This is a genomic window from Streptomyces sp. 11x1 (genome assembly GCF_032598905.1).
Taxonomy (GTDB): Bacteria; Actinomycetota; Actinomycetes; order Streptomycetales; family Streptomycetaceae; genus Streptomyces.
Genome location: NZ_CP122458.1, coordinates 10,330,609 through 10,343,287, shown reverse-complemented (window position 1 = coordinate 10,343,287; position 12,679 = coordinate 10,330,609). Strand labels below are relative to the sequence as shown.

Below are 12,679 nucleotides of genomic sequence, written 5' to 3'. Positions count from 1 at the left end.
GCCCGCGGCCGCTCAGTGACCGCTGATCGCGCGCGGGGTGTAGGGCCGTTCCAGTTCCTCGGTCTCCTTCTCCGTCAGGGTGACGTCGAGGGAGGCCACGGCGTCGGCGAGGTGGTGGGGCTTGGTGGCGCCGACGATGGGGGCGGTGACCGTGGGCCGGCTCAGCAGCCAGGCCAGGGCGACCTGAGCACGGGGCACCCCGCGCTCACCGGCGATCCGGGTGACGGCGTCGACGATCTCCCGGTCGCCCTCCTGGTAGAGCGTCCTGCCGAAGTTGTCCGTCTCGGTGCGGGCGGTCACGGAACCCCAGTCCCGGGTGAGGCGGCCGCGCGCGAGCGGGCTCCAGGGCAGCGTGGCGACGCTCTGGTCCTCGCACAGCGGGAGCATCTCGCGCTCCTCCTCGCGATAGAGGAGGTTGTAGTGGTTCTGCATGGACACGAACCGGGTCCAGCCGTGCAGCCGGGCGGTGTGCTGCATCTTCGCGAACTGCCAGGCGTACATCGAACTGGCCCCGAGGTAACGGGCCTTGCCGGCCTTCACCACGTCGTGCAGGGCCTCCATCGTCTCCTCGACCGGGGTGTGGGGGTCGAAGCGGTGGATCTGGTAGAGGTCCACGTAGTCGGTGCCGAGGCGCCGCAGGCTGTTGTCGATCTCCGTCATGATCGCCTTGCGGGACAGGCCCCAGGCGTTGGGGCCCTGGTGCATGGCACCGTTGACCTTGGTCGCGACGACGACCTCCTCGCGCCGCGCGTACTCGCCGAGCGCGCGGCCGACGATCTCCTCGCTGGTGCCGTCGGAGTAGACGTTCGCGGTGTCGAAGAAGTTGATCCCCGCGTCCAGCGCCTGCCGGATCAGCGGGCGTGACGCCTCCTCGTCCAGAGTCCATTCGTGCGTGCCTCGGTCGGGGAGGCCGAAACTCATGCATCCCACACAGATCCGGGACACGTCCAGACCCGTCGAGCCGAGCTTCACGTAGTGCATCGTTGCAACTCCTGCCTGTGAGGGGTGGGCTGATAAGCGTACGAAAGAGGCGGTGTGCCGATCGGTCAGATCCGGTACCGTCGCAGTGCCGGTGTGGCCGTCGCCAGGAGCAGCACGGCGATCATGACCAACAGACCTCCGCCGGCGACTGCCGTACGGGTGCCGAAGGCGGCGCCCGCCGTGCCGTGCAGGACGTCGGCGAGACGGGGGCCGCCGGCCACGACCACGGTGAACACGCCCTGCATCCGGCCGCGCATCTCGTCGGTCGCGGCGGAGAGCAGGATGGCGCCGCGGAAGACCATCGAGACCATGTCGGCGACTCCGGCGGCCACGAGGAACGCCACCGCGAGCCACAGGCCGGCGCTCAGCCCGAAGCCCGTGATGGCCGCTCCCCAGGCCATGACGGCCGCGAGGACCATGAGTCCGTGCCGGTGGGAGCGGGAGAAGGTGCCCGACATCAGGCCACCCACGACGGCCCCGACAGGGATCGCGGCGAACAGCAGGCCGAGGGCGAATCCCTCGCCGTAGGACGCGTACGTGGTGGCGGCCAGCTGCGGGAAGAGGGCGCGGGGCATGCCCAGGACCATGGCGATGATGTCGGCGAGGAAGGACAGCAGGAGCACCTTGTGCAGGGCGATGTAACGGAAGCCCGCGACCACCTCCCGCAGGCCGGCCCGCTTGGCCATGGCGTTGTCCAGGGGCGGCAGGGAGGGCAGCCGGTACACGGCCCAGAGGGTGACGCAGAGGGCCAGTGCGTCGATGAGGTACAGCTCGGCCAGGCCGATCACCGGGATGAGAGCACCCGCGAGCAACGGTCCGGCCACCAGGCCGAGTTGCATCACGGTCGAGCCGAGCGCGGCGGCCGCCGGCAGTTCCTCGGCGGGGACCAGTCGGGCCACGGAGGCGTTGCGGGCGGGTGAGTTGAGGCCGAAGAACGCCTGTTGGAGGGCGAGCAGGGCCATCAGCGCCCAGACGGATTCGAGACCGGTGACGGCCTGCACCCAGAACAGCACCGAGGTGACGGCGATACCGGTGTTGGTGACGAGCAGCAGCGTGCGGCGGTCGACGCTGTCGGCGACCGCGCCGCCCCAGAGCGCGAAGACCACCAGCGGCAGCAGGCCGGCGAGGCTGGCGTAGCCGACCCAGGCGGAGGAGTCGGTGATGTCGTAGATCTGTTTGGGGACGGCGACTGCGGTCAGTTGGCTGCCGACGGCGGTGACGATGGTCGAGGACCACAGACGCCGGTAGGCGGGGCGGCGCAGCGGCCGGGTGTCCATCGCCCAGCGGCGCCAGCCCTCGCGGGGTGGCGCCGCCGGGTCGTCCTCCGGTGCGGTGTCGTCACCGGCGCTGCTCTGGGTGGCGTCCACGGGCATCCTGATGCTCGATACATCTTTCGATACGGGCACCACTATCGCGGAGATCACCACCGCCGGGACAGGCGATTTCGCCGCCGTCTCACATGCTGTCTCCCCGTGACTCAGGCTCCGGCGATCAGCATCCCGCCGAGGACGAGCATCGTGACCGAGACCAGGCCGTCGAGGACCCGCCAGGCGGACGGGCGGGCCAGGTACCGGCTGAGCAGCCGGGCGCCGAAGCCCAGGGCGGCGAACCAGCACAGGCTGGCGAGGCCGGCGCCGAGGCCGAAGGTCCAGCGCAGGGGGCCCTGGTCGGAGGCGATGGAGCCGAGCAGGAACACGGTGTCCAGGTAGACGTGCGGGTTGAGCCAGGTCAGCGCCAGACAGGTGAGGACGGCCCGGCGCCGGGAGCCCGCCGACCCGCTCCCCGCGCGCAGCGCGTCGTCGCCGGGTCGCAGGGCGCGGCGGGCGGCCAGAGCTCCGTAGACCAGGAGAAACGCGCCGCCGATCAGGGCGACCGCCGTCAGCGCGCCGGGCCAGGCGACGACCACCGCGCCGACCCCGGCGACGCCGAGGGCGATCAGCAGCGCGTCGGAGAGGGCGCAGATGGCCACGACCGGAAGCACGGCGTCGCGGTGCAGGCCCTGGCGGAGGACGAAGGCGTTCTGGGCTCCGATGGCGACGATGAGGGAAAGGCCGGTGCCGAATCCGGCCGCGAGAGCTGTCATTTCACTGAACACAGCCACGACGCTAGGAAACGCACCGCCATGCGTACAGCTAAGGATTCTTACGTATCATTAGCGTTCGTGATGTCTCAGCTGCCCCTCGACCTGGTGCGCACCCTGCTGGCCGTGGTGGACGAGGGCACCTTCGACGCGGCGGCCGGTGCCCTGCACGTGACACCGTCGGCGGTCAGCCAGCGGGTCAAGGCGCTGGAGCAGCGGGTCGGCCGGGTCCTGCTGATCCGGGAGAAGCCGGTGCGGCCGACCGAGTCCGGCGAGGTGATCGTCCGTTTCGCGCGCCAGCTGGCCCGTCTCGAACACGACGCGCACACCGCGCTCGGGATGACGGGCGCCGGGGAGACCACGCGGGTGTCGATCGCGGTGAACGCCGACTCGCTGGCCACCTGGTTCCTGCCCGCCCTGACCCGGGTGCCCGAGGAGCTGCGCCCCTGCTACGAACTGCTCCGGGAGGACGAGCAGCACACGGCCCGGCTGCTGCGCGAGGGGCTCGTGATGGCCGCGGTCACCTCGGCACCGGACGCCGTGGCCGGCTGCTCGGTCCGGCCGCTCGGCCGGATGCACTACCGGCCCTGCGCCACGCCCGCCTTCGCGGAGCGGTGGCTGGGCCTCGGATCGGGCACACCGCTCAAGGAGCTGATCGCCGACGCGCCGGTGGTGTTCTTCGACCGGCGCGACGAGTTCCAGGACGCCTTCGTGCGGCGGCTGACGCGGGGCCGCCCGGCCAGTCCCCGTCGGCACTACGTACCGACCTCGGAGGGGTTCGTGGACGCCGTGGCCGCCGGCATGGGCTGGGGCATGGTGCCCGCCGCCCAGGCCGAGCGACTCCTCGACAGCGGCCGGCTGGTCGACCTGGCACCGGAACGGACCGTGGACGCCCCGCTGTTCTGGCAGCAGTGGAAGCTCGACTCCCCCGCGCTGACGGCGGTGGCGGAGGCGGTCGCAGCGGAGGCCGCCGAGACGCTCGATCCCTGAACGGGGCCCTGCGGCTCCCTCAGACGTCGCGGCCGGTACCGAACGGACCGTCCAGCGCCGCCCACTGGAGCAGCATGATGGTCTTGGCGTCGGCGATCTCCCCGCTGCGGATCATCTCCAGCGCCCGGCGGAAGGGCAGTTCGACGAGTTCGATGTCCTCGCCCTCCTCACCGAGGCCGCCGCCCTCGTGGGTACGGGTCGACGGGCCGTAGGGGGCGGCGTAGAAGCTGACGCGTTCGGTGACGGACCCGGGGCTCATGTAGATGTCGAAGACGTGCCGGATCTCCCCGATGGTGTGACCGGTCTCCTCGACGACCTCGCGCCGCACGGCGACCTCGGGGTGCTCGTCCTCCTCGTCGAGCAGACCGCCCGGCGTCTCGACGAGCATCCCGTCGGGGTGGCCGTTGACGTACACCGGGTAGCGGAACTGCCGGGTGAGCAGCACGGTTTCGCGTTCGGTGTCGTAGAGCAGGACGGTGGCGCCGTTGCCCCGGTCGTGCGTCTCGCGCTCCTGGGTGCTCCAGGTGCCGTCGGTGTGCTGGAAGTCGAAGGTCGTCGTGCGCTCCACGTACCAGTGGCTGGACAGCAGGCGCACGTCCCGCACCTTGACGCGCGGGTTACCGGTCAGGTCCCGGCCGGTGCGGTCGAGCCCGGTGCGACCCCGGCGGTCCGGGAGGTCTACTCCGACGGTCTTGTTGGTCATGCGTCCGCTTCTACCACTCCGGTCGAGATGTTGTCAGGCACCTCAATTCGCTTGCCGCGCGCGTCGCTTGGCGGAATCGGGCGGTCCGGGACAGCATGCCCGTATGAAGAGCGATCTTTTCTCCAACGAGAACATGGTGCAGCCGGCCTACGCGCCGGGAATGAGCGTCCAGAACGCCAAGTCGATCAAGTACGCGGTGAACGGCGAGATGCTCGCCCGGCAGGGCGCGATGATCGCCTTCCGGGGGAACCTGCAGTTCGAACGCAAGGGCCAGGGCGTGGGCGGCATGCTCAAGCGCGCGGTCACCGGCGAGGGGCTGGCACTGATGGCGGTGCGCGGTCAGGGCGAGGCCTGGTTCGCGCACGAGGCGCAGAACTGTTTCATCGTCGACATCGAGCCCGGCGACGTGTTCACCGTCAACGGACGCAACGTGCTCTGTTTCGACGCGTCCCTGTCGTACGAGATCAAGACGGTGAAGGGCGCCGGCATGACCGGTGGCGGCCTGTTCAACAGCGTCTTCACGGGACAGGGGAAGCTGGGTCTCATCTGTGACGGAAATCCGCTGGTCATCCCGGTATCGCCGCAGCTGCCCGTGTTCGTCGACACGGACGCGGTGGTGGGCTGGACGGCCCACCTCACCACCTCGCTGCACCGCTCCCAGTCCTTCGGTTCGATGATCCGCGGCGGTTCCGGGGAGGCCGTGCAGCTGAAGCTGGAGGGCGAGGGTTTCGTGGTGGTACGGCCGAGCGAGGTGACTCCGCAGGCGCAGCAGCACTGAGCCGACGGACGACGGGGAGCCGGGCGAACAGGTTTTCGAATCTGGGAGTACGCTGCAGGTATGGCCGCGCACCTCCAGGGCTCCCTCTTCGACCAGTCCGACGATGTCCGCCTCGGCCCCCTCGACGGGCTGCGCCGGCGGGAGCTGGGCGCCGGGGCCTGGGTCGACGTGCTGCCCGGGTGGCTGACCGGCGCCGACGCGCTGTTCGCGCGGCTCGCCGAGGAGGTGCCGTGGAAGGCGGAGCGACGGCAGATGTACGAGCAGGTGGTGGACGTACCCCGCCTGCTCGCCTACTACGGCCCCGAGGACACCCTGCCGCACCCCGTCCTGAACGAGGCCCGGCAGGCGCTGTCCGCGCACTACGGCTCCGAGCTCGGCGAGCCGTTCGCCACGGCGGGGCTCTGCTTCTACCGCGACGGCCGGGACAGTGTGGCCTGGCACGGCGACCGGATCGGCCGGGGCGCCCGGGAGAACACGATGGTGGCCATCCTGTCCGTGGGCGACCCCCGCGATCTGGCCCTGCGCCCGCACGGCGGCGGTGGACCGACCCTGCGCTTCCCGCAGGGGCACGGTGATCTGATCGTGATGGGCGGCTCCTGCCAGCGCACCTGGGACCACGCGGTGCCCAAGTCGACGCGGGCGGTGGGGCCGCGCGTCAGCATCCAGTTCCGGCCGCGCGGCGTCGGCTAGCCCGCCTGCCGGGCGGGGCCGCGGGCCAGCCGTGGCGGGGGTGGCGCGGCTCGCTCCCGGCTACTTCCGTCCGGCGAGGGCTCGCGACTGCGAGGACCGGGCCAGCTTCGGGCCCAGCCAGCGCTTGAGCCGGCGCAGTGCCTCCAGACGGCCGGCCGCGCGGTCGAGGCGGTAGTAGAGCTGCGGCGGCACGTACGGCAGCAGCGGGGAGTGCCGTTGGCCGAGGAGCGCGAACATCTGCTCCGGCGGCAGCTCGATGTACCGCTGGATGTTCTCGTACCACTGGGCGCTGTACCGGGCGGCGCTCTGCAGCCGCAGAAGGTCGGACTTGCGCCGTCGCTCGTACGCGGTGAGCGCGCTCTCCGTGTCCGGGTGGGCGCCGAGGGACTCGGCCAGGCACATGGCGTCCTCCAGGGCGAGGGTGGTGCCGGCCCCGATGGAGTAGTGCGTGGTGTGGGCCGCGTCACCGAGCAGGACCAGGTTGCCGTGGTGCCAGACGCGGTTGGTCAGGGTGCGGAAGGCGAACCACCGGGCGGTGCCGTCGCCCTGGTCCCGGCCCAGCAGCGGATGGCCGTCCAGGATGTCGGCGAAGAGCTTCCCCAGCAGGGCCAGGCCGTCGGCCTCGCCCAAACGGTCCAGGCCCAGGCCCCTCAGCGTCTCGGGGGAGCACTCGATGACACAAGTGCTCTGCTCGTCGCTGAACGGATAGGCGTAGGCCCAGATCCAGCCGTGGCCGGTCTCCTGGAAGGAGAACGTGAAGGCGTCGTGGACCTTGGTCGTGCCCAGCCAGATGTAGGCGTTGCGGCCGAGCGTGATGTCGCTGCCGAAGCGGTCCGCGTGCCTCTCGCGCACCGTGCTGTTGACTCCGTCGCCCGCGACGACGAGGTCGGCGTCCGGCAGGGCGTCGGCCGTGATCTCGTCCTCGTACTCCACCCGGACGCCCAGGGCGCGGGCTCGGTCCGCCAGCAGTTCGAGCAGGCGCCGCCTGCCGATGCCGAAGCCGTCGTCGCCGGGCTGGACGGTGCTGCGGTCGCGGACGTGCGCCACCCCGCTGTTCCAGGTGACGGAGTTCTCGCTGATGGCGAGGGCCGTCTCGGGGTCCTTCTCGCGGAGCTTGTCCAGCAGTTCGGACCAGTAGGTGACGCCCCAGCCGTAGGTGGACCCGGCCGGGTTCCGTTCATGGACGGTGATGTCGTGGGACGGGTCCTGCCGCTTCATCAGGATCGAGAAGTACAGGCTTGCGGGTCCGCCGCCGACGCACGCGATCTTCACGCACACTCCCATTTCGCTGCGCAAAGCGATCAATTGACCACGAAGAGTAGCAGTGCGCGTGCGGTCCGGATTCACGCCACTTTGCCCGCGTGACGCCGACCACGCACTCCGCACCCGCACCGCAAGATCACCGGAGCCGGTGCGGCCGCCGGGCGGAATATCTCCCTCCACCCTCCCCCGCGAGGCCGACACGACAAGATCATCTTTGTTCAACCTTGCACGACATGTACATGATTGTCCTGATCACAGCCAACCGGTTCCCTGGGATTTCTCCCGCCCCACAGCGGGTCGATAGGTATGACGGGTCATCAATCCCCCCTTTCCCAGGAGGTTTTCGCATGCCCGACATCACCCGGCGCCACGCTCTCGGGGCCGCGGCGGCCCTCGCCGTGACCGTCGCAGCCCCGCTCACCGAGGCTGCCGCGGACGATCGCACCGGCCACGAGGACCACGGCGGCCACGGCGACCACGACGGCCGTCAGCCGCTCCAGCCCTTCGACGAGGTCTACCGGGGCCGCCGGATACAGGGCCGCGCCACCGAGGGTGGCAGTCACCACCACGGCACCGGATACGCGGTGTTCGTCGACGGGGCGGAGCTGCACGTGATGCGGAACGCCGACGGCAGCTGGATCAGCGTCGTCAGCCACTACTCCCCCGTACCGACCCCGCGCGCGGCCGCCCGCGCGGCCGTCGACGAGCTCCAGGGCGCCCGCCTCGTCCCCATCAACTGACCCACGCCGCCGCGCACACGCACCACCGGAAACACCGCAAGGAGCCGCAGAACCATGACCACCCGCAAGAACCAGGCGACGCTGACCGCCGACGAGAAGCGGCGCTTCGTCGACGCGCTGATCGCGCTGAAGCGGTCCGGCCGCTACGACGAGTTCGTCACGACGCACAACGCGTTCATCCTCGGCGACACGGACAACGGCGAACGCACCGGCCACCGTTCGCCGTCCTTCCTGCCCTGGCACCGTAGATTCCTGCTGGAGTTCGAACGGGCCCTGCAGTCCGTGGACTCCACGGTCGCCCTGCCCTACTGGGACTGGACGGCCGACCGCACGGCCCGCTCCTCCCTCTGGGCCCCCGACTTCCTCGGCGGCACCGGACGCAGCCGCGACGGACGGGTGATGGACGGCCCGTTCGCGGCGTCCAACGGGAACTGGCCGATCAACGTGCGCATCGACGGCCGCACCTATCTGCGCCGCGCCCTCGGGAGCACGGTGCGGCAGCTGCCGACCCGGGCCGAGGTGGACTCCGTGCTCGCCATGTCCACGTACGACATGGCGCCCTGGAACAGTGCCTCGGACGGGTTCCGCAATCACCTGGAGGGGTGGCGGGGCGTCAACCTCCACAACCGGGTGCACGTCTGGGTGGGCGGCCAGATGGGCACCGGGGTCTCCCCCAACGACCCGGTGTTCTGGCTGCACCACGCGTTCATCGACAAGCTGTGGGCCGACTGGCAGCGGCTGCACCCGAACTCGGCGTACCTGCCGGCCGCCGGGACGCCGAACGTGGTGGACCTGAACGAGACGATGAAGCCGTGGGACGACACGACCCCGGCGGCGCTGCTGGACCACACCCCGCACTACACGTTCGACGCGGCCTGAGGGGGACGTTGATCCGCCGGGGACCTGGGTACTCGCGTCGGGACGCGGCGGGGGCGACCCGGCCGCGACGGCAACAGCAACCGATGTGAGGAGGCGATCGATGACCCAGATCGAGGAGTCCGTCGAGGTCCAGGTCCCCGTACGGACCGCCTACAACCAGTGGACGCAGTTCGAGACGTTCCCCGAGTTCATGAGCGGGGTCGAGCGGATCGAGCAGCGGTCGGACACGCTGACGCACTGGGTGACCAAGGTGGACGGTGTGCACCGGGAGTTCGACGCGGAGATCACCGAGCAGATCCCGGACGAGCGGGTCGCGTGGACGACCATCTCCGGTGAGGCCCGGCAGGCCGGCGTCGTCACCTTCCACCACCTCGCCGAGGGGCGCACGAAGGTGATGCTGCAGATGGAGTTCCAGCCGGAGGGCACCGCCGAGAAGGTGGCCGACAGGCTGGGCTTCGTGAAGCGGCAGACCAAGGGCGACCTGGCGCGCTTCAAGAAGTTCATCGAGGAGCGCGGCCGGGAGACCGGGGAGTGGCGCGGCGCCGTCGTGTGACGCGCACGCCCTCCCGGGGCGTCCCGCCGGGCCGGTTACTCGGCCCCGGCCGTCGCCCCCGTACGGCACTCCGGGTGGCCCCAGCCCTGGTCGTTCTTGGCGATGGGCTCACCCGCGGCGTACGGGCGGCCGCACTGGCAGCGGCCGGGGAACTTCGCCTTGATGGTGCGGGACGAGGAGGCGGAGGAGCCGGTGCGGCCGCCCGCCCTGCCGGACCTCGCGGACTTCTTCGCCGGTGCACGGCGGACCGGGACCGTGTCGGGCGCGGCCGGCGGCTCCGGGGAGCCCAGCTCGGTGCCGGCGGGTTCCTGGACGGTGGCCGCCTGGCTCGCCGCGCGGTCGGCGAAGTCGTTGAGGCGGTCGCCGTCGACCTGGTGGGCGGGCACGTAGCGGAACTCCACCGAGCGTCCGGCGAGCAACTCGTCGATGCGGACGACGAGTTCCTGGTTGGCGACCGGCTTGCCGGCGGCCGTGCGCCAGCCGTTGCGCTTCCAGCCGGGCAGCCAGGTGGTGACCGCCTTCATCGCGTACTGGGAGTCCATCCGGATCTCGATCGGGACCGCCGGGTCGGTGGCCGCCAGCAACCGCTCCAGCGCGGTGAGTTCGGCGACGTTGTTGGTGGCCCTGCCCAGCGGGCCGGCCTCCCAGCGCGCGGGGATCTCATCGTCCTCGGCCACCACCCAGGCCCAGCCCGCCGGTCCGGGATTTCCCTTGCAGGCTCCGTCACAGGCGGCCACAACACGTTCCGACATGCGCTCGATCATGCCATGCCGCGCGTGCCCGTCGGTTCCTGTGTCCGCTCAGTCGACGTCCTTGAGCTCCGGCATCTCGCCCTGGGTGTTGGTGACGTCGATGACCGAGAACGACGCGCCCTGCGGGTCGCTGAGCGCGGCGAAGCGGCCGAAGGGGGTGTCCATCGGCCCGAAGCGCAGGACACCCCCGAGCTTCGTCGCCTTGGCGACCGCGTCGTCGCAGTCGGGGACGGTGAAGTACACGTTGATGTACGAGGGCACCTCGGGCGGGAAGTCCTCCGCCGTCATCTTCATCCGGCCGAGGAGCGGGTTCTGCCCCAGGTCGAAGACGCGGAAGTCCATGTGCGGGTCGTCGGGGTCCTCCATCTGCCTGGACCGGTAGGAGAAGACGGCCGGGAAGAACGCGTCGGACTTCTCCGGCTCCCGGGTGAAGATCTCGGCCCAGGTGTAAGCGCCGGGCACACCCATCGCCTCGAAGCCCTGGTGGACGCCGGCCTGCCAGCAGCCGAAGACGACACCGTCCGGGGAGCGGGCCAGCAGCATGGAGCCGAACTCGCCGACCCGCATCGGCTCCATCAGCACGTCGCCGCCGTTGTCACGGATCCTGGCCGCGGTGGCGTCCACGTCGGACGTGGCGAGGTACAGGCACCAGGCGGACTGGCCCTCCTGGCCGGGCATCGGCGGGACGACCGCGGCCACCGCCTTGCCGTCCGCGTACGCCTGTGTGTAGTTGCCGTACTCGGCGGACGACTCTCCGAAGGTCCAGCCCAGGACCTCGCCGTAGAAGTTCTTGGCGCCCTCGACGTCGCCGAACATCGCGTCGACCCAACAGGGCGTTCCCTCGGGCTGTGCGGCCATGGCTGCCACTCTCCTCGGTTCGACGGGTGGTCTCCCGGCTCTCACGCTAGCCAGGACGGGTTCCGGTCGCGCGCCGAACGGGACGGACCGCGTGAAACCGGCCCGAGTCCCTGGAGGCGGGGCCACTGCCGTGCGGTGTCTGATAATTTCAGCGGCGCTCGCACTCCCGTTCGCCTCGACTCGTGACTCGACTCGTGAGGTGCCGCCATGTCCGGCCGACCGTTCCGACGTACGGCGCTGCCGTGCGCCCGGGGCCGGACGGCGCACCTGGTGCTCGTGGCCGCACTGGCCCTGACCACGTTCCTCCTGTTCTGCGCGGGCTCGCCCCCGGCTGAGGCGTCCGAGCGCCGCCCGCACTCGGTCTCCCTCGTGGATCGCGATCCCTGCGGGCACAGTCCCGGCGAGCACGACTGCCACTCCTCCGACCCGGCCGCGGTGCTGGGCCAGATGCCGTTGCCGGGCGCCGATCACACGGCCGCGCCCTGGCAGCCCGCGCCGGCTCCGGCCGCGCTCGCCCCGTCCGGCGCGGGGGAACCGGGGCGGGCCCGTCCTCCCGATCTCCACGAACTGCAGTTGCTCCGCGTCTAGGCCGGCTGGGCCGGGCACCGGCCGTGACGACACCACCTCAGACGACTCGCAGGACCGCCGTGCCCGTACGGGCAGGGCCGGGAGAAGGACACCCCATGGCTTCATCAAAGTCCAAGGCCAAGAACAGCGCGCCGAAGGGCCGGAACAACAGCCCCAAGGCCAGAGAGGCGGCGCGGCGTGCCCGCGTCGAGGAGATACGCAAGGCGGAGCAGGCCCGTGAGCGGCGCATGCGGCTGCTCACCCTCGGTGTGACCGGTGTGATCCTCGCCGGGCTGGTCGGCGGCGGCTGGTACCTGATCGACGCGGCGCAGGAGAAGGAGGAGGCGAAGGCCGCGCCCGTCGAGGGCGTGAAGAGCTGGTCGAAGCTCACCCAGAATCACGTCACCGAGGCCGTCGACTACAAGATGAGCCCGCCCGTGGGCGGCGACCACAACCAGGTGTGGGTCAACTGCGACAAGCAGGTGTACACCAAGGCCGTGCCGAACGAGAACGCGGTGCACGCGCTGGAGCACGGCGCCGTCTGGATCACGTACAACGACAAGGCCGCCAAGGCGGACGTCGAGTCGCTGACCGGCCTCGTGAACAAGACGACGTACACCTTCATGAGTCCCTACGAGGACCAGTCGTCGCCGATCGTGCTGAGCGCCTGGGAGCACCAGTTGAAGGTGGACAAGGCGTCCGACCCGCGGGTGCGGAAGTTCATCGACAAGTACGTGCAGGGCGAGCAGACACCGGAGCCGGGGGCCGCCTGCACGGGTGGCATGACCCCGTGATCTGACGGAGCGGGGGCGTCCGCACCAACGGGCGCCCTCGTGGCCAACGCG

The 12,679-nt window shown here is 70.7% G+C and carries 15 protein-coding genes; 8 read left to right on the top strand and 7 right to left on the bottom strand.

What is annotated here, in order from left to right; translation table 11 throughout:
- Window positions 1-12 precede the first annotated feature (12 nt).
- From P8T65_RS45480 to P8T65_RS45470, 3 genes are all read right to left on the bottom strand, one after another.
- Entirely contained in the window at window positions 13-981 is a 969-nt protein-coding gene (locus P8T65_RS45480) for an aldo/keto reductase (protein ID WP_316731277.1), read from the bottom strand.
- Between the two features lie 65 nt (window positions 982-1,046).
- Window positions 1,047-2,354 (bottom strand): MFS transporter, encoded by a 1,308-nt coding sequence (locus P8T65_RS45475; protein ID WP_316731275.1) that lies wholly within the window; start codon window positions 2,352-2,354, stop codon window positions 1,047-1,049.
- A 104-nt stretch (window positions 2,355-2,458) separates the two neighbouring features.
- On the bottom strand, window positions 2,459-3,064 hold the full coding sequence (locus P8T65_RS45470) for a LysE/ArgO family amino acid transporter (protein ID WP_399102826.1): 606 nt from the start codon (window positions 3,062-3,064) through the stop codon (window positions 2,459-2,461).
- A 78-nt stretch (window positions 3,065-3,142) separates the two neighbouring features.
- On the opposite strand from P8T65_RS45470, the gene P8T65_RS45465 reads away from it, so the two are divergent.
- Window positions 3,143-4,051 (top strand): LysR family transcriptional regulator ArgP, encoded by a 909-nt coding sequence (locus tag P8T65_RS45465; RefSeq protein WP_316731273.1) that lies wholly within the window; start codon window positions 3,143-3,145, stop codon window positions 4,049-4,051.
- A gap of 19 nt (window positions 4,052-4,070) precedes the next feature.
- Here the strand turns inward: P8T65_RS45465 and P8T65_RS45460 are convergent, their stop codons facing one another.
- Entirely contained in the window at window positions 4,071-4,754 is a 684-nt protein-coding gene (locus P8T65_RS45460) for an NUDIX domain-containing protein (RefSeq protein WP_316731272.1), read from the bottom strand.
- Between the two features lie 103 nt (window positions 4,755-4,857).
- Here P8T65_RS45460 and P8T65_RS45455 point away from each other — a divergent pair, with 103 nt between their 5' ends.
- Both P8T65_RS45455 and P8T65_RS45450 read left to right on the top strand, forming a co-directional pair.
- The gene (locus P8T65_RS45455; protein ID WP_215452338.1) at window positions 4,858-5,532 is read left to right on the top strand and encodes an AIM24 family protein; all 675 of its coding nucleotides are present in this window, start codon (window positions 4,858-4,860) and stop codon (window positions 5,530-5,532) included.
- A gap of 60 nt (window positions 5,533-5,592) precedes the next feature.
- Window positions 5,593-6,222 carry an alpha-ketoglutarate-dependent dioxygenase AlkB gene (locus tag P8T65_RS45450; RefSeq protein WP_316731271.1) on the top strand — a complete coding sequence of 210 codons (630 nt, stop codon included), beginning with the start codon at window positions 5,593-5,595 and terminating at the stop codon, window positions 6,220-6,222.
- 60 nt (window positions 6,223-6,282) lie between these two features.
- Here the strand turns inward: P8T65_RS45450 and P8T65_RS45445 are convergent, their stop codons facing one another.
- Window positions 6,283-7,494 (bottom strand): FAD-dependent monooxygenase, encoded by a 1,212-nt coding sequence (locus P8T65_RS45445; RefSeq protein ID WP_316731270.1) that lies wholly within the window; start codon window positions 7,492-7,494, stop codon window positions 6,283-6,285.
- A 338-nt stretch (window positions 7,495-7,832) separates the two neighbouring features.
- Between P8T65_RS45445 and P8T65_RS45440 the strand changes: the two genes are divergently transcribed.
- From P8T65_RS45440 to P8T65_RS45430, 3 genes are all read left to right on the top strand, one after another.
- Window positions 7,833-8,225, top strand: coding sequence for an apotyrosinase chaperone MelC1 (locus tag P8T65_RS45440; RefSeq protein WP_316731269.1), 393 nt, complete (start codon window positions 7,833-7,835; stop codon window positions 8,223-8,225).
- Between the two features lie 54 nt (window positions 8,226-8,279).
- Window positions 8,280-9,104 (top strand): tyrosinase MelC2, encoded by an 825-nt coding sequence (locus P8T65_RS45435; RefSeq protein WP_316731268.1) that lies wholly within the window; start codon window positions 8,280-8,282, stop codon window positions 9,102-9,104.
- Between the two features lie 100 nt (window positions 9,105-9,204).
- A complete protein-coding gene (locus P8T65_RS45430) occupies window positions 9,205-9,657 on the top strand; it encodes an SRPBCC family protein (RefSeq protein WP_316731267.1) in 453 nt (150 codons plus the stop codon).
- Between the two features lie 35 nt (window positions 9,658-9,692).
- Here P8T65_RS45430 and P8T65_RS45425 read toward each other — a convergent pair whose 3' ends face one another.
- Window positions 9,693-10,421, bottom strand: coding sequence for a ribonuclease H (locus P8T65_RS45425; protein WP_316731266.1), 729 nt, complete (start codon window positions 10,419-10,421; stop codon window positions 9,693-9,695).
- A gap of 36 nt (window positions 10,422-10,457) precedes the next feature.
- Entirely contained in the window at window positions 10,458-11,267 is an 810-nt protein-coding gene (locus tag P8T65_RS45420; RefSeq protein WP_316731265.1) for a VOC family protein, read from the bottom strand.
- A 207-nt stretch (window positions 11,268-11,474) separates the two neighbouring features.
- Between P8T65_RS45420 and P8T65_RS45415 the strand changes: the two genes are divergently transcribed.
- The gene (locus P8T65_RS45415) at window positions 11,475-11,855 is read left to right on the top strand and encodes a DUF6153 family protein (RefSeq protein ID WP_316731264.1); all 381 of its coding nucleotides are present in this window, start codon (window positions 11,475-11,477) and stop codon (window positions 11,853-11,855) included.
- A 95-nt stretch (window positions 11,856-11,950) separates the two neighbouring features.
- Window positions 11,951-12,628 carry a DUF3105 domain-containing protein gene (locus tag P8T65_RS45410; protein WP_316731263.1) on the top strand — a complete coding sequence of 226 codons (678 nt, stop codon included), beginning with the start codon at window positions 11,951-11,953 and terminating at the stop codon, window positions 12,626-12,628.
- Window positions 12,629-12,679: the final 51 nt, after the last annotated feature.

Excerpts from the sequence above, each read along its gene's own strand:
- P8T65_RS45475 (WP_316731275.1), bottom strand. The coding sequence starts at position 2,354 with ATGCCCGTGGACGCCACCCAGAGCAGCGCCGGTGACGACACCGCACCG.
- P8T65_RS45425 (WP_316731266.1), bottom strand. The coding sequence starts at position 10,421 with ATGATCGAGCGCATGTCGGAACGTGTTGTGGCCGCCTGTGACGGAGCC.
- P8T65_RS45450 (WP_316731271.1), top strand. The coding sequence starts at position 5,593 with ATGGCCGCGCACCTCCAGGGCTCCCTCTTCGACCAGTCCGACGATGTC.
- P8T65_RS45420 (WP_316731265.1), bottom strand. The coding sequence starts at position 11,267 with ATGGCCGCACAGCCCGAGGGAACGCCCTGTTGGGTCGACGCGATGTTC.
- P8T65_RS45415 (WP_316731264.1), top strand. The coding sequence starts at position 11,475 with ATGTCCGGCCGACCGTTCCGACGTACGGCGCTGCCGTGCGCCCGGGGC.
- P8T65_RS45480 (WP_316731277.1), bottom strand. The coding sequence starts at position 981 with ATGCACTACGTGAAGCTCGGCTCGACGGGTCTGGACGTGTCCCGGATC.
- P8T65_RS45440 (WP_316731269.1), top strand. The coding sequence starts at position 7,833 with ATGCCCGACATCACCCGGCGCCACGCTCTCGGGGCCGCGGCGGCCCTC.
- P8T65_RS45435 (WP_316731268.1), top strand. The coding sequence starts at position 8,280 with ATGACCACCCGCAAGAACCAGGCGACGCTGACCGCCGACGAGAAGCGG.
- P8T65_RS45430 (WP_316731267.1), top strand. The coding sequence starts at position 9,205 with ATGACCCAGATCGAGGAGTCCGTCGAGGTCCAGGTCCCCGTACGGACC.
- P8T65_RS45460 (WP_316731272.1), bottom strand. The coding sequence starts at position 4,754 with ATGACCAACAAGACCGTCGGAGTAGACCTCCCGGACCGCCGGGGTCGC.
- P8T65_RS45470 (WP_399102826.1), bottom strand. The coding sequence starts at position 3,064 with ATGACAGCTCTCGCGGCCGGATTCGGCACCGGCCTTTCCCTCATCGTC.
- P8T65_RS45410 (WP_316731263.1), top strand. The coding sequence starts at position 11,951 with ATGGCTTCATCAAAGTCCAAGGCCAAGAACAGCGCGCCGAAGGGCCGG.
- P8T65_RS45455 (WP_215452338.1), top strand. The coding sequence starts at position 4,858 with ATGAAGAGCGATCTTTTCTCCAACGAGAACATGGTGCAGCCGGCCTAC.